20 protein-coding genes are annotated in these 22980 nt (G+C 57.8%); 5 read left to right on the forward strand and 15 right to left on the reverse strand.

What is annotated here, in order from left to right; all coding sequences use genetic code 11:
• Positions 1-18 precede the first annotated feature (18 nt).
• Both BJ985_RS04520 and BJ985_RS04525 read left to right on the forward strand, forming a co-directional pair.
• Positions 19-1098, forward strand: a complete 1080-nt coding sequence (locus BJ985_RS04520; protein ID WP_179387578.1) for a polyprenyl synthetase family protein — start codon at positions 19-21, stop codon at positions 1096-1098.
• Positions 1099-1106: 8 nt separating this feature from the next.
• Positions 1107-2597, forward strand: a complete 1491-nt coding sequence (locus BJ985_RS04525; RefSeq protein ID WP_179386726.1) for an alpha-(1->6)-mannopyranosyltransferase A — start codon at positions 1107-1109, stop codon at positions 2595-2597.
• Here the strand turns inward: BJ985_RS04525 and BJ985_RS04530 are convergent.
• Positions 2566-2970, reverse strand: coding sequence for an Rv2175c family DNA-binding protein (locus tag BJ985_RS04530; protein WP_080970387.1), 405 nt, complete (start codon positions 2968-2970; stop codon positions 2566-2568). The genes BJ985_RS04525 and BJ985_RS04530 overlap by 32 nt on opposite strands.
• A gap of 10 nt (positions 2971-2980) precedes the next feature.
• Between BJ985_RS04530 and BJ985_RS04535 the strand changes: the two genes are divergently transcribed.
• Positions 2981-4333, forward strand: coding sequence for a protein kinase domain-containing protein (locus tag BJ985_RS04535; protein ID WP_049377662.1), 1353 nt, complete (start codon positions 2981-2983; stop codon positions 4331-4333).
• Here the strand turns inward: BJ985_RS04535 and BJ985_RS04540 are convergent.
• Both BJ985_RS04540 and BJ985_RS04545 read right to left on the reverse strand, forming a co-directional pair.
• A complete protein-coding gene (locus BJ985_RS04540) occupies positions 4330-5718 on the reverse strand; it encodes a class II 3-deoxy-7-phosphoheptulonate synthase (RefSeq protein WP_179386727.1) in 1389 nt (462 codons plus the stop codon). The two genes, BJ985_RS04535 and BJ985_RS04540, sit on opposite strands and share 4 nt — an antisense overlap.
• Positions 5719-5762: 44 nt before the next feature.
• The gene (locus tag BJ985_RS04545; RefSeq protein ID WP_049377664.1) at positions 5763-6272 is read right to left on the reverse strand and encodes a polyadenylate-specific 3'-exoribonuclease AS; all 510 of its coding nucleotides are present in this window, start codon (positions 6270-6272) and stop codon (positions 5763-5765) included.
• Positions 6273-6346: 74 nt separating this feature from the next.
• Here BJ985_RS04545 and BJ985_RS04550 point away from each other — a divergent pair, with 74 nt between their 5' ends.
• On the forward strand, positions 6347-7528 hold the full coding sequence (locus BJ985_RS04550) for a glycosyltransferase 87 family protein (protein ID WP_179386728.1): 1182 nt from the start codon (positions 6347-6349) through the stop codon (positions 7526-7528).
• Here the strand turns inward: BJ985_RS04550 and BJ985_RS04555 are convergent.
• The 12 genes from BJ985_RS04555 to ctaC form a co-directional block, all read right to left on the reverse strand.
• A complete protein-coding gene (locus tag BJ985_RS04555; protein ID WP_236587099.1) occupies positions 7434-8525 on the reverse strand; it encodes an acyltransferase family protein in 1092 nt (363 codons plus the stop codon). The two genes, BJ985_RS04550 and BJ985_RS04555, sit on opposite strands and share 95 nt — an antisense overlap.
• A gap of 65 nt (positions 8526-8590) precedes the next feature.
• A complete protein-coding gene (locus BJ985_RS04560) occupies positions 8591-9331 on the reverse strand; it encodes a lysophospholipid acyltransferase family protein (protein ID WP_179386729.1) in 741 nt (246 codons plus the stop codon).
• A gap of 23 nt (positions 9332-9354) precedes the next feature.
• Complete coding sequence (locus tag BJ985_RS04565) at positions 9355-10287, reverse strand: ROK family protein (RefSeq protein WP_179386730.1); 933 nt, start codon at positions 10285-10287, stop codon at positions 9355-9357.
• Positions 10288-10325: 38 nt separating this feature from the next.
• A complete protein-coding gene (locus BJ985_RS04570) occupies positions 10326-11429 on the reverse strand; it encodes a glycosyltransferase family 4 protein (protein WP_179386731.1) in 1104 nt (367 codons plus the stop codon).
• On the reverse strand, positions 11430-12473 hold the full coding sequence (locus tag BJ985_RS04575; RefSeq protein WP_179386732.1) for a C40 family peptidase: 1044 nt from the start codon (positions 12471-12473) through the stop codon (positions 11430-11432). It abuts the gene before it with no gap.
• Between the two features lie 114 nt (positions 12474-12587).
• On the reverse strand, positions 12588-13217 hold the full coding sequence (locus tag BJ985_RS04580; RefSeq protein ID WP_005324468.1) for a C40 family peptidase: 630 nt from the start codon (positions 13215-13217) through the stop codon (positions 12588-12590).
• A gap of 961 nt (positions 13218-14178) precedes the next feature.
• Positions 14179-15801 carry a cytochrome bc1 complex cytochrome b subunit gene (qcrB, locus tag BJ985_RS04585; protein WP_179386733.1) on the reverse strand — a complete coding sequence of 541 codons (1623 nt, stop codon included), beginning with the start codon at positions 15799-15801 and terminating at the stop codon, positions 14179-14181.
• Positions 15801-17021, reverse strand: a complete 1221-nt coding sequence (qcrA, locus tag BJ985_RS04590) for a cytochrome bc1 complex Rieske iron-sulfur subunit (protein ID WP_005324466.1) — start codon at positions 17019-17021, stop codon at positions 15801-15803. Before qcrA ends, qcrB begins: the two co-directional genes overlap by 1 nt.
• A complete protein-coding gene (gene qcrC / locus BJ985_RS04595) occupies positions 17018-17905 on the reverse strand; it encodes a cytochrome bc1 complex diheme cytochrome c subunit (RefSeq protein ID WP_005324465.1) in 888 nt (295 codons plus the stop codon). The genes qcrA and qcrC overlap by 4 nt, the downstream gene beginning before the upstream one ends.
• A 53-nt stretch (positions 17906-17958) precedes the next feature.
• Positions 17959-18570 carry an aa3-type cytochrome oxidase subunit III gene (gene ctaE / locus BJ985_RS04600; RefSeq protein ID WP_430516378.1) on the reverse strand — a complete coding sequence of 204 codons (612 nt, stop codon included), beginning with the start codon at positions 18568-18570 and terminating at the stop codon, positions 17959-17961.
• Between the two features lie 545 nt (positions 18571-19115).
• A complete protein-coding gene (gene ctaF / locus BJ985_RS04605) occupies positions 19116-19547 on the reverse strand; it encodes an aa3-type cytochrome oxidase subunit IV (protein WP_005328946.1) in 432 nt (143 codons plus the stop codon).
• A 19-nt stretch (positions 19548-19566) separates the two neighbouring features.
• Positions 19567-20640, reverse strand: coding sequence for an aa3-type cytochrome oxidase subunit II (gene ctaC / locus BJ985_RS04610; RefSeq protein ID WP_005324460.1), 1074 nt, complete (start codon positions 20638-20640; stop codon positions 19567-19569).
• 390 nt (positions 20641-21030) lie between these two features.
• Between ctaC and asnB the strand changes: the two genes are divergently transcribed.
• The gene (asnB, locus tag BJ985_RS04615) at positions 21031-22953 is read left to right on the forward strand and encodes an asparagine synthase (glutamine-hydrolyzing) (protein ID WP_005324458.1); all 1923 of its coding nucleotides are present in this window, start codon (positions 21031-21033) and stop codon (positions 22951-22953) included.
• Positions 22954-22980 lie beyond the last annotated feature (27 nt).

Consider the following 22980-nt stretch of genomic DNA (forward strand, 5'->3'; position numbering starts at 1 on the left):
ATCGTGTGGGGTGTGACTATGCAGAATATTCCTGAGCTTGCGGAAATCCCCGGTGCGGTGCGCGAGGAACTCGCCACATTCCTTGATCAACGCCGAGGGCAGGTGGCGGAAATTGGTGCCCCGGTAACCAAGGCCGTGAGCTTTTTGGAATCCTTCGTACTTGACGGCGGCAAGCGAGTGCGCCCTACCTATGCTTGGGCGGGCTACCTTGCTGCAGGTCGAGGAGAAGAAGAACCCGCGGCTATGCTCCGCGCGGCCGCCTCTTTGGAATTTATCCAAGCCTGCGCTCTTATCCACGATGACATTATCGATGCTTCAAATACCCGTCGCGGCAATCCTACGGTGCACCGGGGCGTCGAAAAGCTGCACCGCGAATCGGAATACTTGGGGGATCCAGAGTTCTTCGGCACCTCCGTGGCAATCTTGGTGGGTGATTTAGCGCTTGTGTATGCAGAAGACATGTTCCAAGATTCCGGCCTGAGTGCGGCCGCTTTGCACCGTGCCCGCAGCCCGTGGCGCGGCATGCGCACTGAGGTTATCGGTGGACAGCTCTTGGACATCTCTTTGGAGGCGGCAGGGTCCGAATCAGTAGAGCTTGCCAATTCCGTCAACCGCTATAAGACGGCCGCTTATACCATTGAACGCCCGCTGCACTTGGGCGCCGCCATCGCCGGTGCGAGCGAGGAACTTATCGCAGCCTTCCGCGGCTATGGGCACGATATAGGCATTGCCTACCAGTTGCGCGACGATCAGCTGGGTGTTTTTGGCGATCCCGCGGTGACCGGCAAACCTGCCGGTGATGATCTGCGCGAAGGAAAGCGAACCGAACTTTTAGCGCTAGCGCTCCAGCGCGCGGATGAGTCCGATCCACAAGCTGCTGCTACCCTGCGCAAGCTCATTGGCCACACCTCAGATCCCCAGGAGCTATCGCGCCTGGCCCAGATCATCGCTGATTCGGGCGCACCAGAAGAGATTGAGCGCCGCATCGATTCCCTAACGCAATCAGGCCTGCAGCACCTGCACGCCGCGAAGGTGGAGCCCACAGTCACCGAAACCCTAGAGCAGTTGGCCATCAAGGCTACTGCTCGCCGCAAGTAGGTTGTGCCGTGGCAAAGACGTACTCTTTTCCTATTCCGCGTGCGCTGCCGCTAGGGCTATCTGCCTCCTGCATTTTGCTGCTCGCGTCCTTCTCTGGCGGCGCCACCCGCAACCGTGGAGGACTCCTCGAAGCCTTAAATATCGGCTTCTTGTCCTATGGGCATGGGCGCAATCTCGGCCTCGCGCTGTACTGGGTGGGTATTTTCCTCTTAGCCGCAGCGTGGGTGCTTGCTGGGCGCACCATCATTCGCCCACAGCTCAAAAATCCTCTCCCCGAGGGCGGCTTGCGCGACATCCAGCGCATCCTCATCGCCTGGGTAGCTCCCCTTTTATTAGCCGGGCCATTGGCCTCACGCGATGTGTATTCCTACCTCATGCAAGGTGCTATGGTTCGCGATGGCTTCGACCCGTATACCGAAGGTGCCGCCGTTAACCCCGGACCCTTCCTCCTTGAGGTATCACAAGATTGGCGCAATACCACCACACCTTATGGTCCCCTTCACCTGTGGATAGGAGAACTGGTCACCAGCCTGGTAGGAGATAACGTCACTGCAGGCGTGGTGATCTATAAGGTTCTTTCTCTGCTCGGGTTTATTGCCATCGCCTGGTCAATCCCCCGCATCGCCCGCAAACTCGGCGCGGATCCTGCGGTAGCACTGTGGCTTGGTGTAGCTAATCCAGTTATTATCGTGCACCTTATCGGCGGCATGCATAATGAGTCACTCATGGTGGGGCTCGTGTCTATCGGCCTGCTAGCGGCATTGCATAAGCGCTTCCACGCCGCCCTCATCCTCGTGGGCACGGCCGTGGCTATGAAGGCAACTGCGGTTATTGCGGCACCGTTTATCGTATGGATGATGCTCCACCACTACGCTCCCAAGGGCTCCAGTAAGTGGCGACAACTTGCTGTCTTTGTGCTATCTGGCATCGCCGCAGTGGCAGAAATCATCGCCGCAGTAGCCCTCATCACGTGGGTTTCCGGCACGTCATGGGGCTGGCTATCGCAGGTAAGCGGCAATTCCAAGGTGATTAACCCGCTAGCCGGCCCCACCTTGGCCACCGATATTATCTTCCCAGCGGTACAAATATTTATGCCGGATGCGTCCTATAACGCCATCCTGGCCGTCCTGCGCAGCATCGCCATGGCCTGCATGCTCATTGGGCTGGTGGCGGTGTGGTGGCTTTGCCGCAAGGACAACCGTGACGCCATTATGGGCACCGCGGCCGCGTACCAAGTTGCCTTTGTTTTCAACGCCGTGACCCTACCGTGGTACTACGCCTCTATCTTTACCCTGATGGGCACCTTCCGGCCGCCGCTCTGGCTCATCAAATTCACCACCGGCGTGGCCCTGTTTATTGGCGTCTCTTTCTCCGGCGATGGCAATCACCAGCTCTACAACTGGTTCTGGGTGATCGGCATGATTGTGGTGGCGTGGTTTGCCACCCAGTGGATCTTTGAAGGCGTGCCTAAAAAGCGGCAGCCTGCGCGCGGCGAATAACCTCGCGGGCAAGGTGACCGTGCAGGGCATCGATCGGGCGGCCCGGCAGCGAGTCATCCTCGGTAAAGAGATGCTTGAAGATTTCGTCGTCCTTATAGCCGCCGTCTGTCAACACGGTAATTGCGGCAGTTACATGCTTGGCAATCACACCCTTGTCGTTGAAGAAGGCCAGAGGTACGCGCTTTCCTTCTGGGGAATCCCAGGCAATGAACTTTCGGTCCTGGAGCAGGTCATAAGCGCGCGTGATGGGTAGGTCTAGCTTTTCTGCCACCTGCTGCATGCTGAGTAGTTCTTCGTTAGCGAGCAAGGAATCGAGGGATTTTTCTTGGTTAGTCACGTTTTCTACTTTAACGCGGGCTAGATGATCGGCCATACTGGGAAGCATGACTAGGTTGGAAATTGGTGACGTTCTGGAGAATCGTTACCGGATCGATCGCCCCATTGCCCGCGGTGGCATGTCTACCGTCTATCGCTGCGTGGACATGCGGCTGGGGCGAGCGGTCGCGGCCAAGGTCATGGACGAGCGCTATTCCGATGACCCGGTCTTTATCAAGCGTTTTTCTCGCGAGGCTCGCGCCATGGCCCGCTTGCAGCATCCCAATCTCGTGGCTATTCACGATTTTTCCGCCGAAGGCGAGCCCATTTATCTCATCATGGAGCTCATCGACGGCGGTACGCTACGCGAGCTACTGGCCGAGGGCGGCCCCTTTCCGGTGCAGGCGGCCACCTCTACCCTTCGCAATGTTTTGCGCGGCTTGGAGGAAGTGCACTCCACTGGCCTTATCCACCGCGATATTAAGCCCGATAATGTGCTTATTACCTCGCACCACCGGGTAAAGGTGGGCGATTTTGGGCTGGTGCGTGCCACCAATGCCGAGGCTACCTCGGACATGATCGTGGGCACCGTGTCCTATCTCGCGCCGGAGCAGGTCACGGGCGAAGAAATTACGCCGGCCTCGGATGTCTATTCAGCCGGCATCGTCCTCTTCGAGCTGCTTACCGGCACCGTTCCATTCTCGGGGGATACTCCCCTAGCGCATGCCACGGCCCGCTTGGATTCTGACGTCCCCGCGCCGTCCTCGCGGATTTCTGGGGTGCCCAAGCTTGTCGACGCCCTCGTGGCCACCGCCACCGCCCGCGATCCCCGCGAGCGCTTCGCCGACGCCGGAGAATTCCTCGAGGCGCTCGATGATGTCTGCCGGGAGCTCGATCTTCCGGACGTGACCATCCCCGTGCCAAGGAACGCTGCCGCGGCGCGCACGGCACAAGCACCCACGGATTTTTCTGGCACTGGGGCCACGGAAATTTTCGAACCCACCCGCAGCATTCCTCAGGGCGAAACGGAGCATCTCGACGGCGGCCCGACTGAAGTCATCCCGCCGCAGCGCCTTAGCTTTGAGACGAAACTGGATTTGCCACAGGCCGGGGCCGCTCCTGAACCGGAGCCGCAACCATTGTCACAACCCCAGGCACAGCCGTATTCCGCGTCCGAGCCCCCACTCGAACCATTTGCGCCGGCAGCTGCCTCTGCGCCTGCGCCGGTACCTGCTCCTGTCCCCGAGCAACCGGTCCAAAGCGCACATGAAGAACCCGCCGAGCGTCCGCTGACCAACCGCAATCCGCTGTCACTAGTGCTGTACTTAGTAGTGGTCGCGATTGCGGTGGGCGCGGTGGCTATCGGCGGGTGGTGGTTCGGCTCCTCGCTCTACGGCATGACGCCGAACCTGTGGATTTAGTTACGTAGCATCTCCGCGATGAGGAAGGACAGCTCGAGCGACTGCTGAGTATTAAGGCGCGGATCCACGGCCGACTCGTAGCGGCCCGGCAGATCCACGTCGGTAATGTCCTCGGCGCCGCCCAAGCACTCGGTGACGTCTTCACCGGTGAACTCAAGGTGTACGCCACCCGGGTGGGTACCCAGTTCGCGGTGAACCTCGAAGAAGCCTTGGACCTCATCCACGATCTTGTCAAAGTGGCGAGTCTTATAGCCATTAGAAGCGGTGAAGGTATTGCCGTGCATCGGATCGGACTGCCATACCACCTTGTGGCCGGAGTCTTCCACCGCCTTGACAATGGCAGGCAGAACCGTGCGCACCTTATCGTGTCCCATGCGCGAAATCATGGTCAGGCGGCCTGGCTCGCGATTCGGGTCCAGCCTTTCCGCGTACTCCACGGCCTGCTCCGGGGTGACGCCCGGCCCCAGCTTGATGCCCACTGGGTTACCAATCATCGCCGCGAAGTTCACGTGGAAATCTTCGATGCCACGAGTACGCTCGCCAATCCATACCTGGTGCGCAGAGAGATCGTAAAGCTTGGTATCGCCGTTATTGTCCTGCCCCAAGCGCAGCATGGAGCGCTCGTAATCTTTCAGCAAAGCCTCGTGCGAGCAGTAGATATCGGCCGAGCGCAGGGTGTCATCGTGCACGCCACAGGCATTCATGAAGTTCAGTCCGTTTTCAATCTCCCGGGCCAAGTCCTGGTAGCGGGCACCAGCGCGGGAATTGCGCACGAACTCGCGGTTCCACTCATGCAGGCGGTAGAGATCCGCAGTGCCGGAAGAGGTCAAAGAACGCACGAGGTTCATTGCCGCCGAAGAGTTCGCGTAAGCGCGGATCATTCGGGCTGGGTCGTGGCGACGAGCCTCATCGGTCGGCTCCACGGCGTTGACAATGTCACCGCGGTAGTTCAGCAAACCATTGGAGTCCGTATCGGAAGAACGTGGCTTGGCGTACTGGCCAGCGATGCGGCCGAGCTTAACCACGGGAACGGATGCGCCATAGGTCAACACCACGGCCATCTGCAGCAGCGTTTTCACATTGCCACGGATATGCGGCTCAGTATTGGACTCAAAGGTCTCCGCGCAATCGCCACCCTGCAGCAAAAAGGCGTTACCCAAGGCAACGTCTGCCAGCTTCTTCTTGAGCGCCTCGATCTCGGGCGCAACCACGATGGGCGGCACGGACTCGAGAATCTTGCGCACATTATCTGCCTGGGAAGGATCCCAGCTGGGCTGCTGCTTTGCGTCACGCTTGATGACGTCCTGGAAAACCTCGTCGATGCCGGCGGGCAATGGCGGAAGGTCTGGCAGAACGCCTTGCGGAATATCTACTGTCCAACTCACACTGCTATTTAACCATCAAGCGCCTATCGCGCGTTAGTTAAATTCTAGATATTAATTCTATTGCCCTTAGACAGCGGAAGTACCTGGGCGCAGGCACGGAACTTGGCGAGGTTATGGCGGGCGTCGACAAGCGCATCGTGATTGCCCTTAGGAACGGCCGGCAGGCTGGGACGCCCTGCAAATTCCCAATACTGCTTCAGCTCGCGGGTATAGCGTGGCATGCGCTTTGGCAGTCCGGCCATATCGCCCCACAGCTGCGCCAAAACCACATGATCATAAGCGCCCACCCAAGCCCACAGCTCTACCGGAGTTGAGCTCTGGGTCAGGAACTCGAAGACCTCCGTGCGAATGGTCTCCAGAGGCTTCCATACTGGGTCCCGCGGGCTGGGCAGCTTGGCCAGTACATTGTCTTTGACCCAAGAATTGGCCTTGGACGGATCGAAATCCGTAGACACGGCGTAGTACTCGCTGCCATTCTCACCGACGATGCCGATGGAGACCAATTCAATGGTTTGTCCATCTTCGATAAATTCGGTGTCATAGAAGTAGCGCACGTCTCCCAAGCCTAGTGCCGCCTAGTCTGCGGCGATAAATTGGCCCCTTAAAGAGACGGTTGTAGACTTCTGGCGTGAAGAAATCTTTGTGGTTTACTGCTTTGCCCTTGTGCCTCTCTGCCCTCGTGGCTCTTTGGTGGCTCATTGATATTCCGGAGCTTTTCTCCGGCCATTTTTCCACGTATTACCACATTGACCTGGACGTTTACCGCGAAGGCGGGGCCGGCTTTGGCGGCAACCTCTATTCCAAGGACTACTTCGTTGGCAGCAATCGGGATGTCTCTCTTCCCTTCACCTATCCGCCCTTTGCGGCGCTGCTTTTTGCCCCACTGAGCTGGATTCCCCTCACTGCTGCAAGCATCCTGGTTTCTATCGCCTCCTTTCTTGCCCTGTGGGTCTGCGTTGCCCTGGTCCTGCGCTCTCTTGGCTGCCCGGGATGGGCAGGCTGGGCGCTTCTAGCGGCAATGCTTACTGAACCGATTACGGAGACCTTCAGCTTCGGGCAGGTCAACATCCTGCTCACCGCACTCGTAGTGGTCGATATTCTCTGGCTGCGCCCTGGACGCGGCAGGGGCGTGCTTACCGGTATCGCTATGGCGATCAAGCTCACACCTGCGGTATTCCTTGCCGTATTTTTCGTCCGCCGCGAATGGCGCGCATTTTTCAGCGCCCTCGGTTCCTTTCTGGCAGCAGGGCTCATCGCCTTCGCCTGCAATCCACATAGCTCCATCCAGTACTGGAGCGAAACGCTACGCGATTCCAACCGCATCGGTGGACTTGCCTATAGCTCCAACCAATCGCTCCGCGGCTTCTTTAGCCGCCTAATCCCCGAACACGCTGAAAAGCTGTGGCTTGTAGCCGTAGTCCTCGTCGTCGCCATCGTGTGGTTTGCCATGGAGCGCCTCTCCCACGAAAACCAGGCGGTACTCATGCTGCTGGCCGCATCAGTATCGCTCCTGTGCTCGCCGGTGTCATGGTCGCATCACTTCATCTGGCTGGTATTGGCGGGCGTACTGCTAGTGGCGCGGCGCCACTGGGCGCTCGGTGCGCTGACGTGGCTCGCGCTTTTGGCCCGCGGACATTGGCTTGTCCCCCATGCCAATGACCAAGAGCTGAACTGGGCATGGTGGCAGCACATTGTGGGCAACGACTACGCCATCGTTACCGCTCTGCTGGTTCTTTGCTCGCTACCATTGGCTCTACGACGGGCCGGCGCTTATCAATCCGCGGCGGAACCAGCGTCCAGCCAAGGATAGGGACCTTCCCTAGGGCCCAGAGCGCTACCGATGCCGCAGCGGAATAGAAGAAGCACATCCCGATCCAGAACCAGGTGTTTTCCATCGGCCACTGGCCAGAAAGGCTCACCACATAATCGCGGTGGGCCATGAAGAAGCCGTACCCCAGCGTCATGCCGATTGGGTGGGCCAAGTAAATGGGCAGGGTATGCCGGCCCACGAACTTTACAAAAGTGGACAGAGCCGGAACATGGCTAATAAGGACAGCACCGACGATGCCCGCTGGGGTTTCAAGCGTCTGCTCCGCAAAGCGGATCAACAGGTCTAGATCGCCTCGGCCAAGAATGTCCCCACCTGGCAGTGGCCACTGCACCGCTACCTCGCCTTCGACGGCATTCCAGGTGTGCCGAATGGTAAGTCCCGCGATGTAGCTGATGATTGCCGCGCCATATGCCCACATAGAGGCCTTGCGGAAGGTGCCTTTGAAGGGTGCTTCGGCGGCGTCGGCAAACCGCGTAATAGGCCCACGCAAATAGGCCGCACCGACGAAGATGGGCAAGAACATGATTGCCTTGCCAATAAAGTAATAATGATCCTGCCACGCTATAAACAGCAGCGGTGCAAAGCTCAGGCCAATGCCTGCCCACGCGGGCAACTTGCGTACGGCCCACAAAAATATATTGAAAAAGATAAGCGCGTGAATGAACCACGCCATGGTATGGCCCAGCAGCAGGTTATAGAGCAGATCAGTAAGCTGCAGATAGGGATCACCAAATACCCAGTGGTACTCGATGCGCTTAGTCCACAGCTCAACGGTCATCCACACCGTATAGGGCACGAGGAAAAACCATAGGCGGCGGGTAAAAAGCTCGCTGAAAGAATAGCGAAAGATCTTGGTAGAGAAATAGCCGGATACGAGGAAAAACAGGGGTAGGCGGAGCGGGTCCAGCCACACATTTAGGTCAGCCAACCACGTTAGCTCACCTTCCGGAACCACCAGCGTGACGTGCAAGAGCACGACGCCGATAATGGATACGCCTTTAGCGGTATCTGGCCAAGCTAAGCGGGCCTTGGGAATAGTGATTACCTCCCCTTGTATTCGGCGCCGGCGGGGTAACCATGGCCGGCTTTGAGCGAAGCCTTCACATCGGAGGCGTACACATCAACATAAGGCTTATCGCTCAGCTCGGCCAAATTGCGCATCACAAAATCCGTAAAGGCGCGGATAGTCTCATGCTCGGCCGGATTCATCCCGCGCTCCTTGGCCCACTCATGTGGCCAGATGGGGTCTCCTACCCGCACGCCAACCTTGAAAGGACGGGGAATCCACGAGCCAATGGGATTGGCCTTGCGCGAATTGATCATCGCAATGGGAAATACTGGCTGATTAGTCTCCATGGCGATGCGCCCCATGCCGGTACGGCCCTTGTACACACGGCCATCTGGGGAACGAGTTCCTTCCGGATAGATACCGAAGAGATCGCCGCGGGACAAAATGCCCTCTGCGGTTTCCACGATGGCGTCGCCTGCGTCCTCGCTATCGCGCTCAATGGGGACCTGGCCTACCGAGGTAAAGAACCACTTTTGCAGGCTGCCAACAAGACCAGGAGTGGTGAAGTATTCCGACTTAGCTGGAAAGGTGATCTGGCGCGGGCACACCAAAGGAAAGAAGAAGGAATCCATGACCGCCTGGTGATTCGACACCAAAATCGCAGGGCCTTCAGCGGGGATTTTCTCGATGCCCTCGGTCCACGGGCGATTCCATACTCGCAGGGCGGGTCCGAAGAAGATGTGCTTAAAAGCCCAGTACCACTTGTTTTTCATCGCCAGGTCGTCCTTTGTTAGTTTTAACGGCCGCTGCGGGCCAAATCGGCTACGCCAATCATACCCGCTGCCGACCCTAATTCTGCGGTGGCAACACGTGCGAGGGGGCGATGCCCTGCCCCGACAATATCCTGCCCCATGGCTTGGGCAGCGCCCTCGAGATAGAGGTCCGCATCTTGGGATACGCCGCCTCCGAGCACGATGAGCTCCGGATCCAACACGTCAGCAACAATGGATAGGCCCTGGCCCAGCCACCGGCTGAAGTCTTCCATTACCGCTACGGCAAGCGGATCTCCACGGCGCGCCGCCTGGGTAATTTCCTTACCGGTGGGATCAGCCGGCAGCGAAGTCTCATAGCTTCCTCGCAGATCAGCGCAGGTATCCGGCAACGCGGTGCCGGAGGCATAGCGTTCCAAGCAGCCGCGCTTGCCGCAGGAGCACTGCCGGCCATTAGGGACTACCACGATATGCCCAAATTCTGGAGCGGTACCAAACGCACCGCGGTAGATGGTGTCATGCGTCATCAGTGTGGCGCCGATACCAGTTCCTACCGCAAAGAAAACCCAATCCTCCGCCCCCCGGCCAGCACCAAAGCACCACTCACCCCACGCGGCGGAATTAGCATCATGCTCCAAACGCACGTGCATCCCGAGCTTCTGCGAGAGCGATTCCCGGACATTAGCGTGCCGCCAGGGAAGGTGCGGGGCGAAGCGCACTACCTCACATGTAGGATCCAAAAATCCCGCCAAGGCGAGGCCAACGGCGTCCACCTCATAGTCAGCGCGCAGCTCATTAACGATGCCCACAATGTCCGCTTCCAGCTGCTCGGCGTCCATAGAAGTAGGAACCGTGCGGCTCGCGAGAATCTCACCCTCCCGAGTGATCACTCCACCGCGCACGTTGGTGCCACCGACGTCGAAGCCGATAGTCAGATCGGCGGAGTTGTTCTTAAGCATGCATAACAGAATATACCGACAACCGGGTTAGGGTCACATCAAGACATCAGCTGCCGCAAACGCTGCCCCATTATCCGCCACGTCCAATTCTCTTCCACATGGCGACGCCCCGCCTGCCCCATGCGAAGCCTACGTTGCGGGTCGGCCAAGAGAGCTTTCAACGCTCCAGCTAGTTCCGGCACAGCTCCGCCCTTGACGACGACCCCCGTCTCCCCCGTTACCGTCTCCGGTGCACCACCGGAGTCTCCAGCGACAACCGGCAGGCCGCACGCTTGGGCCTCCAAATACACGATTCCCAAGCCCTCGACGTCTAGCCCACCGCCACGGGTGCGGGCCGGCATGGCAAATACGTCTGCTGCATGCAATGCAGTCTCAATGCTTTCCGCTTCCTGAATCACTGCGTCTGGACAGTAAATTTCCGCCAACTGTTCTAAAGCCGCGCGGTAGCGTCCGCGCCCGATGAGCAAGAGCTGCGCATCCGGAAATTCTTCACGCACTAGAGGCATAGCACGTAGCAGCTGATCCTGCCCCTTGCGTGGAACGAACCGCGAAATGCAGACGATGGTCGGGCCGTCGACTCCAAACTCAGCTTTTGCCGCTGCGCGTTGCTCCGGCGTGGCTGGAGAAAGGCCTTCCACGCTCACTCCGGAGGGCAGGTGCTCCCAGCGCGGATTCGGTCCAAATGGTCGACGCAACCGACGCAGGGTGTAGTCGGAGATATAGGTAATCACGTCAGCATGGTCACCAATGCGGCGCAGGCACTGCCGAGCCACGGGCACCATCGACCACCCCACTTCGTGTCCGTGCGTCGTAGCTACCACACGGGTGGCGCCCGCCTCTTTTGCGGCCTTGCCCATCAAAGCAAGGGGCGCGGCTGCACCAAACCAGACGATGTCAATATTTTCTGCGCGGATGATCTCCTGCATCCGACGCACCGTGGCGGGCGTCGGCAACATCACGCGGCGAGGCCAGCGGATGACCTTGTAGTTCACCCCGGCATCGAATTCTGCCGGCGATTCCTGAGTTGAGGCGAAGACCACGACATCGCGCGGATCTAAGGTCGCTACGAAATCTCGCAGGTAAGACTGAATCCCGCCAATCTTTGGCGGGAAGTCATTGGTTACCAGCAGAACGCGGGCCACTTAGTACCGAGCCGTTCCGGTAATCGGCATGGACTTCAGCGGTACTACCTGAACAGGCACGCCATAGGTAGAGGCATGGACCACCTGACCATTACCGATGTACATGCCCACGTGCGTTACCCCAGGATAATAGCCCACGATATCGCCCGGCTGTAGGTCTTCCAACGGTACCGATGTGCCACCTGCAATCTGAGCCTGCGACGTACGCGGAATGGACTTGCCAATCTGCTGATACGCCCAGAACATCAGGCCGGAGCAGTCAAACTGATCGGGGCCAGCCGCACCCCAGCCATATGGGGCGCCCAGCTTCGACAACGCTGCGGAAGCAGCGCCGTCTGCGACCTCGCCCAGATCCATATCCGGCTTATCAGATCCGCCGAACTGGCCTTCCCAAGCCTCGCGTTGCTGTTCATCGAGGGCGTCGACCTGCTTCTCGATGTCCTTTTGCTGCTTTTCCAGCTCCTCTTTCTCCTTGAGGAGCTCCTCGCGTTGCTCTTCCAGCGCCTTCTTTTCCTCGCGCACCTTGGCAGCGGCGTCGGCAGCCTTATGCTTTTCCTCTTCCGCCATGGAAGCGGCATTAGCCTTTGCATCAAGAGTGCGCTGGGCCTTGCGGGAAAGCGCGCCGAGGTAGCCCATGCGCTCTACGGCATCGGAGGGATCTTCTGCTGCCAAGGCCCCAGACACTGCCGAACGGGAATCACCACGGTAGCGCGACTGTGCGATGCCATTGACACGGTCCTGCTGGGTGGAAACATCGCCTTTCGCCTCGTCCGCACGCGTTTGTGCCTCAGCGGCGGCCTGCTCAGATTCAGCAACCTCAGCATGCTTTTCCTCGAGCTTGACCTCGAGCTCTTTTACTTCTTCATTCTTGGCAGAAACCTTGCGCGCAACTTCGCCAACGCGCTTTACCAAGGCGTCCACATCTTCGGTGGCGCTCTCCTGTTGTGGAGCCGCCTCCTGCGCAACAACCTGCGAAATCCCAGAAACCGACGAAACAGCAAGAGCCGCCACAAGTGCAGCTGCAGGAAGTACTCGTTTAGACACGTAAGGACCCTTAGACTAAGAAAATTTTAGAAATCGTATTAACTATAGCGGGTTTTACCCCCTAATGCACGACAAAGCCCTCCCCGCGAAGGGGAGGGCTAGATCCGCTGCTTCTTAGAAGCGAACTGCGGAGTGAATCGGCATGTAGTTCAGGTCGCGCTCCTGAACTGGGACGCCGGAGTTGAGGGCGTCGATGATGGTGCCGTGGCCGGTGTAGATACCAACGTGGGAAGCGCCACCGTAGTAAGCAATGATGTCACCCGGCTGCAGCTGATCCAGCGGTACCGGGGTACCGGCGGCAGCCTGTGCCTGAGAGGTACGCGGAATCTGCTTGCCAGCCTGAGCGTATGCCCAGCTGGTCAGACCGGAGCAGTCAAAGGCGTTCGGGCCAGCGGCGCCGTATACGTACGGGGAGCCGATGACGGAGCGTGCTGCAGCCAGTGCCTTCTGGCCAACGGTCTGCTGTGCCGGAGCGGCCTGCTTGTGGCCAGCTGCTGCGTAGTTGGTGTTCTGCTGGTTAGAAACCTTACCCAGGGACGGAACGTAGCGGTCGATGTTCGGAACCTGGTCAATGTTCGGGACGTTTTCCAGACCTGCTACCTCAAAGCGGTAGTCAGTATTAGGTACGACGACCTCTGCTGCCTGTGCGACGCCCGGTGCGACGACGGCGGCGGTTGCAGCCAGTGCTGCAGTAGATGCGATGCGACGGGTGTTCTTCATGCCCTGACGACGGTGCTGTGCCATGAGTAAAACTCCAAATCTTCCTGCGCGCCTACTCCCCTTGTAAAGGAAGCTCTGACCCTGGGGGACTAGCGTTCGTTGGGAATCCGTTCCTTTAGGATTTCCTCCGCTCGGCCCCTCAGTAGGAGGGGCCAGATGCGGCGCTGTAATTCTTCTGTTTAGATTGAGCACCTTTTCGGGCGGTAACTCAATGTCTCGAATAGGTTACGAAATCATCACAAGCAATGTCCATTCGCGACACCAAAATAACGTTTGTTATCGCTTCGTTACCTTCCGTTGACCTTGTCGAGATTTAACCTCCACACGGACGCTAGTTCCCACCAGAATTAGAGGCTTTAAGGTCACAAGCTGCACAAACGACAGAGGATGACAGACACCCGACCAAGAATTACCCTTACTAAGAAAACGCTTAACAATTAAGAGAATTCTAAATTGTGACTTTCAGCACTAAGACATTTTGGCAGCCCCTTCTTCCCCACCAATTGACTCCTCTACCGCACGCCTAGAGCCTAGTTTTCATCGCAACTGCGCCCCGCTTTGCCGCCTTTCCTTGCGGTGGTTCTAGCTAAACCGCTTTCCGACGCCCCCTAACGCGCTCAATCGACGAGCGAAACGTGCTTCCAGCAAACAAAGACTTCCGGCATCCACACCCATCTGAGCCCACGCACTAGGCTCCTAAAGCTACAAAGCATGAGAGAACCACTAACCACCGACAATTCGCGCACCAGAACACGTACTAAACCGACTACACAACAAGCTTCAGCAGCAGCCCTTCAAATGCTTCAAGATTCATAAAGACTCACAGAAGCGCAACAGCTCCCCCTTCAAAATCTCTTGTTGCAGCTAGAAGAATAAGGACTGGGTTCGGAATTGATCTTTACATACGCAAGACCCGCCCTTGCTCCTTTAATAGGAGCAAGGGCGGGTCTGTGAGCGTGTTTCGAGAAGTCCTCAGGAAAAGCGGTTAGATGCGGCCGTTTTCCTCGTCCTCACGGCGGTTAGCCTCGTTGAGGCGGCGGAACATCTCCGCTTCCTCGTCGTGGTTATCCGAGTGGATTTCGTGCACTCGGTGCATGAGGGCCGGATCATCAGGGCTGAAGGTGCCCTGAGTCTCGGAGTCCGCAAAGCCAAGCTGGTTGAGCTGCTTCGGCACCTGAGCGCCTGCGTACTCGAGCGGAACCGGGTGACCATCGGCGTCAACCGGGCCGAGTGGCTGGTGAACCTCAATGAAGGCACCATTCGGCATCTGCTTGATAACGCCGGTTTCAATACCGTGCTCCAGCACCTCACGGTCAGAGCGCTGCAGACCAACGCAAATGCGGTAGGTCATGAAGTACGCAATCGGTGGCAGCACGATGAGGCCGATACGACCAACCCAGGTCATTGCGTTCAGCGAAATCTGGAAGAAGTGTGCCACGTGGTCGTTACCACCGGACAGGGTAACCAGCAGGAAGAACACGATGGCAGCCGCACCAATAGCGGAGCGGGTAGGAACATCGCGCGGACGCTGCAGTAGGTTGTGGTGTGCATCGTCACCGGTGAACTTCTTCTCCAAGAACGGGTAAGACATAAGCAGGACGACCATGAGGCCACACAGCAGAGCTACCCAGAACGCGGAAGGAATGGTGTAGTTACCGAGGTAGAGCTCCCATGCCGGCATGACACGGGCAACACCGTCAGTCCACAGCATGTAAATATCCGGCTGAGAACCAGCGGAAACCTGGGATGGGTTATAAGGTCCAAGCGTCCAGATGGCGTTGATGGTCAGCAGACCAGACATCAGCGCCAGTACGCCAGCAACCATCATGCCCATACCAATAGCCTTGGTGGCGAAGACCGGCATAATGCGGACGCCAACCACGTTGTTCTCTGCACGACCCGGTCCAGGGAACTGGGTGTGCTTCTGGAACCAAACCATAATCAGGTGGGCTGCAATCAGGCCAAGGATGATGCCCGGAATAACCAGAACGTGCAGGATGTAGAAACGATCCAGCATCAGGTCAGACGGGAAGTCACCGCTGAAGATTGCCCAGTGCAGCCAGGTGCCGATAATCGGCAGGCCCAGGATGATGGCCGACATGATTCGCAGACCAACACCGGAAAGCAGGTCGTCCGGCAGGGAGTAACCAAGGAAGCCCTCGATCATGCCCAGCAGAATAAGTGCGCAACCGATGATCCAGTTTGCCTCACGCGGACGACGGAATGCGCCGGTGAAGAAGATGCGCAGCATGTGCGCAACCATGGACATCATGAACAGCAAAGCTGCCCAGTGGTGCATCTGGCGCACGAACAGGCCACCACGAACTTCGAAGGAAATATCCAGCGCGGTGGCATATGCGCGGGACATTTCTACACCGTTAAGCGGTGCATAGGTGCCGTCGTAAATGACCTTGGTGATGGAAGGGTCGAAGAACAGCGCCAGGTAGATACCGGTCAGTACAAGAATGATGAAGCTGTATAGCGCCATCTCACCGAGCATGAAGGACCAGTGGGTCGGAAAGACCTTGTTCAGCTGAGTCCTCAGCACGCCGGCGGCGCTATAGCGCTCATCCATGTTGTTGCCCATTTGGGCGAGTTTATTGCTCATTATGACTTACGCTCCCAGAATGCCGGGCCGACAGGCTCAATGAAGTTGCCCTGTGCAACGAGGTAGCCCTCGTCATCCACCGTGATAGGCAGCTGTGGCAGTGCACGGGCAGCCGGGCCGAAGACCGGCTTGCCGTAGTGCAAAGCGTCGAACTGCGACTGGTGGCACGGGCACAGGATTCGGTTGGTCTGCGCCTCATACAGAGAGGTCGGGCAACCGATGTGGGTACAGATCTTGGAGTAGGCGTAGTAATCGCCGTGGTGGAAGTCTTCCTGACCTTCGCGCTCGATTGCCTTCTGAGCGTCATTATGACGCAGGCGAATCAGCATGACCGCATTGCGGTTGCCGTGAATCGAGTGCATGTGGTGCTCGTAGACATCGCGCTCGGCATCGTACTTGTCGCCATCGTTAACGTCTTCTTCTGCCAGCGGGAAGACGGTCTCCATGCCGCCTGCCGCCAGATCCTCCGGGCGCACACGAACCAAGCGGGTAACACCCTTGGTGCTGTAGTGCTCACCGGTTTCGCCAGAGTGCTTCTCGGCGATAGTACCGGTGTCGCGCGCCAGGTAGAGCTTGACGCCTTCATTGTGCATGGTCCAACCGGAAGTCCACAGAGTGCCGTCACCGGCATAGTTCATATTGTGGCGAACCTTCCAAGGGTTCTTAATTGCGCCGCCCAGCGGAGCAATCACGGTAAGACCGAACAGAACGCCGGCGCCGCCCAACAGACCCTGAACGGTCTTGCGGCGACCCAGAGTGGAGGTCTTCCAAGAATCGTTCAGAAGAGCGGTCAGGGTACGGCGGTCAACTTCTTCGGAAGGACCGTCGTGACGACGCTGAACGGAAATCTCCTCAGGGAGAATCTTCTTAACGTACTGAACGATGGCGATGCCCAAGCCGCAAATTGCGAGGGCTGCAGTAATACCCAGCAGAGGGGTGTAGAGGGTGTGCCAAATGTGGCCCTCCTCCCCTAGCTGCTTGTACTGCCACGGCCAGAACAGGTAAACGCCGAGGAATCCGAGGCCTCCGATGACGGACAGGAACAACCAGATAGCAACGTTACGTCCAGCGCGCTTTTCAGCCGGGTCACCTTCGACTGGGAAGCGCTCCTTGCGGAACGCAACGGTGACGTCGTCGAGCTCGGTACCAAGAGCAGCGAGTTCATCGTTGCTCATCTTGTCGAGCTCAGCGTTAGTGTAATTCTTCTTCACATTGCTCATGAGCGCGATCCAATCCACATAGCGGCAGCGCACAGGGCGCTAATGCCGATAATCCACATTGCCAGGCCTTCCGCTACTGGGCCAAGACCGCCGAGGTCCCAACCTGCTGGGGAAGGAGTTTCCTTTGCAGACTTGAGGTAGGCAATGATGTCCTTCTTCTCATCTGCGGTGAGCTGGCGGTCGGAGAACTTAGGCATGTTCTGCGGACCAGTCAGCATTGCCTGGTAGATTTCCTGCTCGCTTGCCGGAGCCAGCTCCGGAGCGAACTTACCGGAGGACAGGGCGCCGCCCTGGCCGGTGAAGTTGTGGCAGGAAGCGCAGTTCATGCGGAAGAGCTCGGAGCCCTTCGCTACGTCTTCTGCCTGGATTTCGCCATTGTAGTTAGCACCACGCAGCGATTCCTGAGCAACGCTTCCGTCGTCGTTGTAGACAATGTCTGCGCCGCCGCCGTTGGCTGCAACATATGCAGCCAAGGCCAGAGTCTGCTGCTCGGTGTAGCGAGGAGCCTTACGCTCTGCCTGGGCGTCGTTAGACATCATCGGCATACGGCCGGAGTGCACCTGGAAGTACACGGAGCCAGCACCGATACCAACGAGGGACGGACCGCGACCTTCGATGCCCTGCAGATTGGCACCGTGGCAGGTGATACAAGCGGTGTCATAGATGTCCTTACCCTCTTGGACGAGGGCTTGGTCATCTTTTTCCGCCGTGGCGACCTGTGCGTCCGGGGTCAAGGCAGAAGCCAAGACGCCCGCACCGGACAGGCCAATCGCCAAAGCGAAGCCACCGGCAAGGGTACGCTTCGCCTTGCGGCGACGGCGGGTCTTCTTAGCCGCCGCAGTGGTCTGCTCCACTGCCACGGACTGCGAATTGTTATCCATCATTTTCCTTTAGATAACTCGAACACGGGAGGACTGTTTGGGGATCTTGGCCAGTGCTACTGGACCAAGTAAATAACGGTGAAGACGCCGATCCACACAACGTCAACGAAGTGCCAGTAGTAGGACACTGCCATTGCTGCGGTCGCCTGTGCCGGCGTGAACTTGGACTTAGCAACGCGCGCGAGAATGATTGCAAAAGAAATCAGACCCGCGGTCACGTGCGCAGCGTGGAAGCCGGTGATGATGTAGAACACCGAACCGAAGACGCTGGACTGCACAGTCACACCTGCGTGAATCAACTCGGTCCACTCAAACGCCATGATGCCTAGGAACACAACGCCCAGTACCAGCGTCACGGTGTACCAGAGTCGAAGCTTGTAAACGTCACCCCTTTCTGCGGCAAACACGCCGAACTGCGAGGTCACAGAAGAAGAAATCAGCACTGCCGTAATGAGGAAACCCATGGGCAGGTTGATATGGGCGGTGTGCTCCGCCCAATCGCCTTCCTGACCGTTTGCTCGCGAGGTAAACCACATCGCGAACAGTCCGGCAAAGAACATCAATTCCTGAGACAGGAACACGATAGTGCCGACACTGACCATATTGGGTCGGTTCAGTGAGGCAGCACGTGGTGCTGTCATACCTTGGTTAGAAACTACGCTCGTCACAGTGGCTATTATGGCCGTTCCGGGCGCTGAAGTCACCTCGATTCCCCCCGCTTTCTCCATTCTTTTTTGATGCTTCGTCCAGCAAAAGGCCAGCAAGTCAGAGTCAAAAACTTTATTTTTCCAAACGGGAACTTTTCACCCCGCTTTCCGACGTCCCATTGATGCAGGTGACACCACACGTCGGGCCCTACCCTGAAATTCCGAAGCACCCCGGCCACCCGACGCCTCCACTTATCGATGCACCAGTCCGTGTACCCGCCCCCGTTGCCTGGAGAGATAAATCACACTCCACGAGCTCCCTAAACGCCCCGCTTTACAACTTTCGAACGACCCCCGCAAAAATCGGCTCCTACGTGCCAGAATGCAGAAGAAGTGCCATCGCGAACATGCAGCAAGATCAGCCACTCCTCCCCCACCGGTAAAACTTTTGAAATTCTCGGGAACTTTCTTGCGTCGCGAACGACGCTGGATCGCCAAAGCCCTCCTAGCCATAGTGACTAGGAGGGCGGAGAAGTTTTAGGCAGGGATTCCTTTACATCGAGGAATTAGTGCTTTTCCTTCGGCAGGCCGTACTGGAGGGACAGGCCGGTGCAGGCCGCGATGAGGCAGACAGCGCCGAGGGCAATCAGCCAGAAGTAGAGGAAGATGATTCCCAAGCCAAGAAGGCCAATGGCGCCAGTCATAGCCAGCGGCCAGATGGAGCCTGGGGAGAAGAAACCAAGGATGCCAGCGGCATCTTCAGTTTCTGCCTCTTCCCAATCCTCTGGCAGGACGTCACTGCGGTCATCGGTGAAGTGAAGGTAAGCACCCAGCATCATGCACAGCAGGAAGGCAAGGAACATGCCCACGATGCCAACCCACTCGGCACCGTAGAGGTAGCCATCGTCCTTAACGAAGGTGACGCCGAAGATGTAGACAATCAGCGAGACAAGAAGGTACGTCGCGATTGAGTAAAAGACTTTCGATGTTGCACGCATTGTGTTGTGTCCTTATCTCTTATGCCGCGGTGTTTACGTAGTTGTCGCCCTTAGCGGTGTCACGCTCGCCGGAGAACGGGTGGGTGGTTACCGCATATGGGTCCTGGCCGATTTCTTCCAGGGCTTCCGCGTTGGTGGCCTCTGGGTTGTCCTCACGGAACTTCAGGTAGGTATTGAAGTCCTCCGGAGAGACAACGCGGATTTCAAAGTTCATCATCGAGTGGTAGGTACCGCACATCTCGGCACAACGGCCAACGAATGCGCCCTGCTTCTCAATCTTTTCCACCTGGAAGCTACGCTCCTGAGCGTTTGCCTCTGGGTGTGCGTAGACGTCGCGCTTGAACAAGAACTCCGGTACCCAGAATGCGTGGGACACGTCGCCGGAAGCGAGGCGGAACTCAATCGCAGTATCGGAAGGAAGAACCAGAACCGGAACCTCTTCGGTGGTACCGACGGTCTCAATCTTGTTGTAGTTCAGGTAGGAAAGGTCGCCCATGGACTTACCGTGGATTGGGTTCGGGTTGTCCACGCCCTCAGGGTCGTGAGCGGTCTTCTCTGCCTCAGCCTGACGCTCCTTGTCGGCGCCGTCGTAGTTCTCACCATTGACGTGATTCTCGGCGTAACCGAACTTCCAGTTCCACTGGAACGCAGTAACGTCAACGACAACCTTCGGATCCTTATCCAAGGCGGTGACCTTCTGCTGAGTCTGAACGGTAAAGAAGAACAGGCCCATGATGATGAGGATCGGGACGATGGTCAGGACCATCTCCAGCGGAACGTTGTACTGGATCTGGCGCGGGAACTCGCCCTTGCCATCCTTCTTTGCCTTCTTCGCGCTCCAGCGGAAGATTGCGGTGAGGAACAGGCCCCACATAATAAAACCAACGATCCATGCCGCAACCCAGACCCAAATCCAGAAGTTGTACATGGCCTCTGCCTCAGGGGTAATACCCTTCGGCCAACCGAATCCCAGGAGGTTCTCTACAGCAGTTGGCGCCTGAACGTCACAACCTGCCAGAGCGAGTCCACCCAGGGCAAGTGCGCCAGCTACGCCCGCCTTGCGGGCAAAGGTGCGCTTATTACGCTGTCCCACGTGTGTTCTGCCTTTCTGTCCACACAAAACTTCTCGAATACTCACAGAGCACTCTTACCCAATCAGAATAGAGGATAATTGCCAGATTCCCAGCCTGTTTAAAGGCGTAAAAGGGCACCTAGTGCACTCATTTCATATTCTCTTTCTGGTAGGTTACCGCCCCACCTGCACAATGTTCCAACCGCACCCCCAGCAGCCACAGAATCCATGTGCGCCAATTCACAGGAATCGGACGGAACCATCATCCGAAAGTTCGCACCCCTATCGGGGAAGCTAATTCCAAGGCAGTCGGCAGGTTTCCTTAAGCCGTGGCGTGTTCTGGTTTCACGCTCTCTGGCCGTAAAGTGGGTGACTAGCAATAGACGCTTATTTATAAGGAGCAATCTTTTCATGTGCGGACTTCTTGGCATGCTCGCCGCCACAGGCAACGTAGATAAGTACGTTGACGCGCTGGAACGTTCCCTGCCCTGCATGCGCCACCGCGGCCCAGATGCGGCCGGCACGTGGCATGACGGCGATGCCGCTTTCGGCTTCAACCGCCTGTCCATTATTGACCTGGAGCATTCCCATCAGCCCCTCCGCTGGGGCCCAGAGGACCAGCCCGACCGCTACGCCATGACCTTTAATGGTGAAATCTACAACTACGTGGAGCTGCGCGAGGAGCTCAAGGGTCTCGGCTACACCTTCCACACCGAGGGCGATGGCGAGCCCATCGTGGTGGGCTACCACCACTGGGGCAAGGACGTAGTCAACCACCTGCGCGGCATGTTTGGCATCGTCATCTGGGATACCCACACCAAGACGATGTTTGCTGCTCGTGACCAATTTGGCATTAAGCCGCTGTATTACGCCACTACCGAGGCGGGCACCGTTTTCGCTTCGGAGATGAAGTGCATCCTTGAAATGGCGGACGAGATTGGTCTAGAGCTCAACCTTGACCGTCGCGCCATTGAGCACTACGTGGACCTGCAATACGTCCCGGAGCCAGAATCCCTCCACGCGAATATTCGCCGCGTTGAATCCGGCTGCACTGTCACTCTTCGCCCGGGCGAAGATGTTGTCGCCGAGCGCTACTTCAAGCCTCGCTTCCCTGTACAGCAGGTAAAGCAAGGCGAAGAGCAGCAGCTATTTAACCGCATTGCGGAGGCGCTGGAAGATTCCGTCGCTAAGCACATGCGCGCCGACGTCACCGTGGGTTCCTTCCTATCTGGCGGTATTGACTCCACCGCTATTGCCACCCTGGCCAAGCGCCACAACCCGGATCTACTGACCTTTACCACCGGCTTCGAGCGCGAGGGCTATTCTGAGGTCGATGTCGCAGCGGAGTCCGCGGAAGCTATTGGTGTGGAGCACATCGTCAAGATTGTCTCCCCCGAGGAATATGCCGAGTCCATCCCGAAGATCATGTGGTACCTGGACAATCCGGTGGCTGACCCCTCGCTGGTGCCGCTGTACTTTGTGGCGCAGGAGGCCCGCAAACACGTCAAGGTAGTTCTTTCCGGCGAGGGCGCGGACGAGCTTTTTGGCGGCTACACCATCTACAAGGAACCACTGTCCCTCGCCCCGTTTGAGAAGATCCCTTCCCCACTGCGTCGCGGACTGGGCAAGCTCTCGCAGGTTCTACCCGAGGGCATGAAGGGCAAGTCCCTGCTCAACCGTGGTTCGATGACGATGGAAGAGCGTTACTACGGCAATGCTCGTTCCTTCAACTTTGAGCAGATGCAGCGCGTTATCCCGTGGGCAAAGCGCGAATGGGACCACCGCGAGGTTACCGCCCCCATCTACGCCCAGTCCGAAGACTTTGATCCGGTCGCACGCATGCAGCATTTGGACCTATTCACTTGGATGCGCGGTGACATCCTGGTCAAGGCCGATAAGATCAATATGGCCAACTCGCTGGAGCTGCGCGTGCCATTCTTGGACAAGGAAGTCTTCAAGGTTGCAGAGTCCATCCCTTATGACCTGAAGATTTCGCACGGCACCACCAAGTACGCCCTGCGCAAGGCCATGGAGCAAATCGTCCCGGCGCATGTTCTGCATCGCAAGAAGCTGGGCTTCCCAGTGCCGATGCGCCACTGGCTGGCCGGCGATGAGCTATACGGCTGGGCCCAGGACACCATCAATGAGTCCCAGACCGAGGACATCTTTAATAAGAAGGAAGTTCTCGAGATGCTCAAGGAGCACCGAGATGGCGTTTCCGATCACTCCCGCCGCTTGTGGACCGTCCTGTCCTTTATGATCTGGCACGGCATCTTTGTGGAAAAGCGCATCGATCCACAGATCGAGCAGCGCGACTACCCGGTCAAGCTCTAAGAGCCTTCCACACATACAAAGAGGGTG

This window comes from Corynebacterium tuberculostearicum (genome assembly GCF_013408445.1).
Taxonomy (GTDB): domain Bacteria; phylum Actinomycetota; class Actinomycetes; order Mycobacteriales; family Mycobacteriaceae; genus Corynebacterium; species Corynebacterium tuberculostearicum.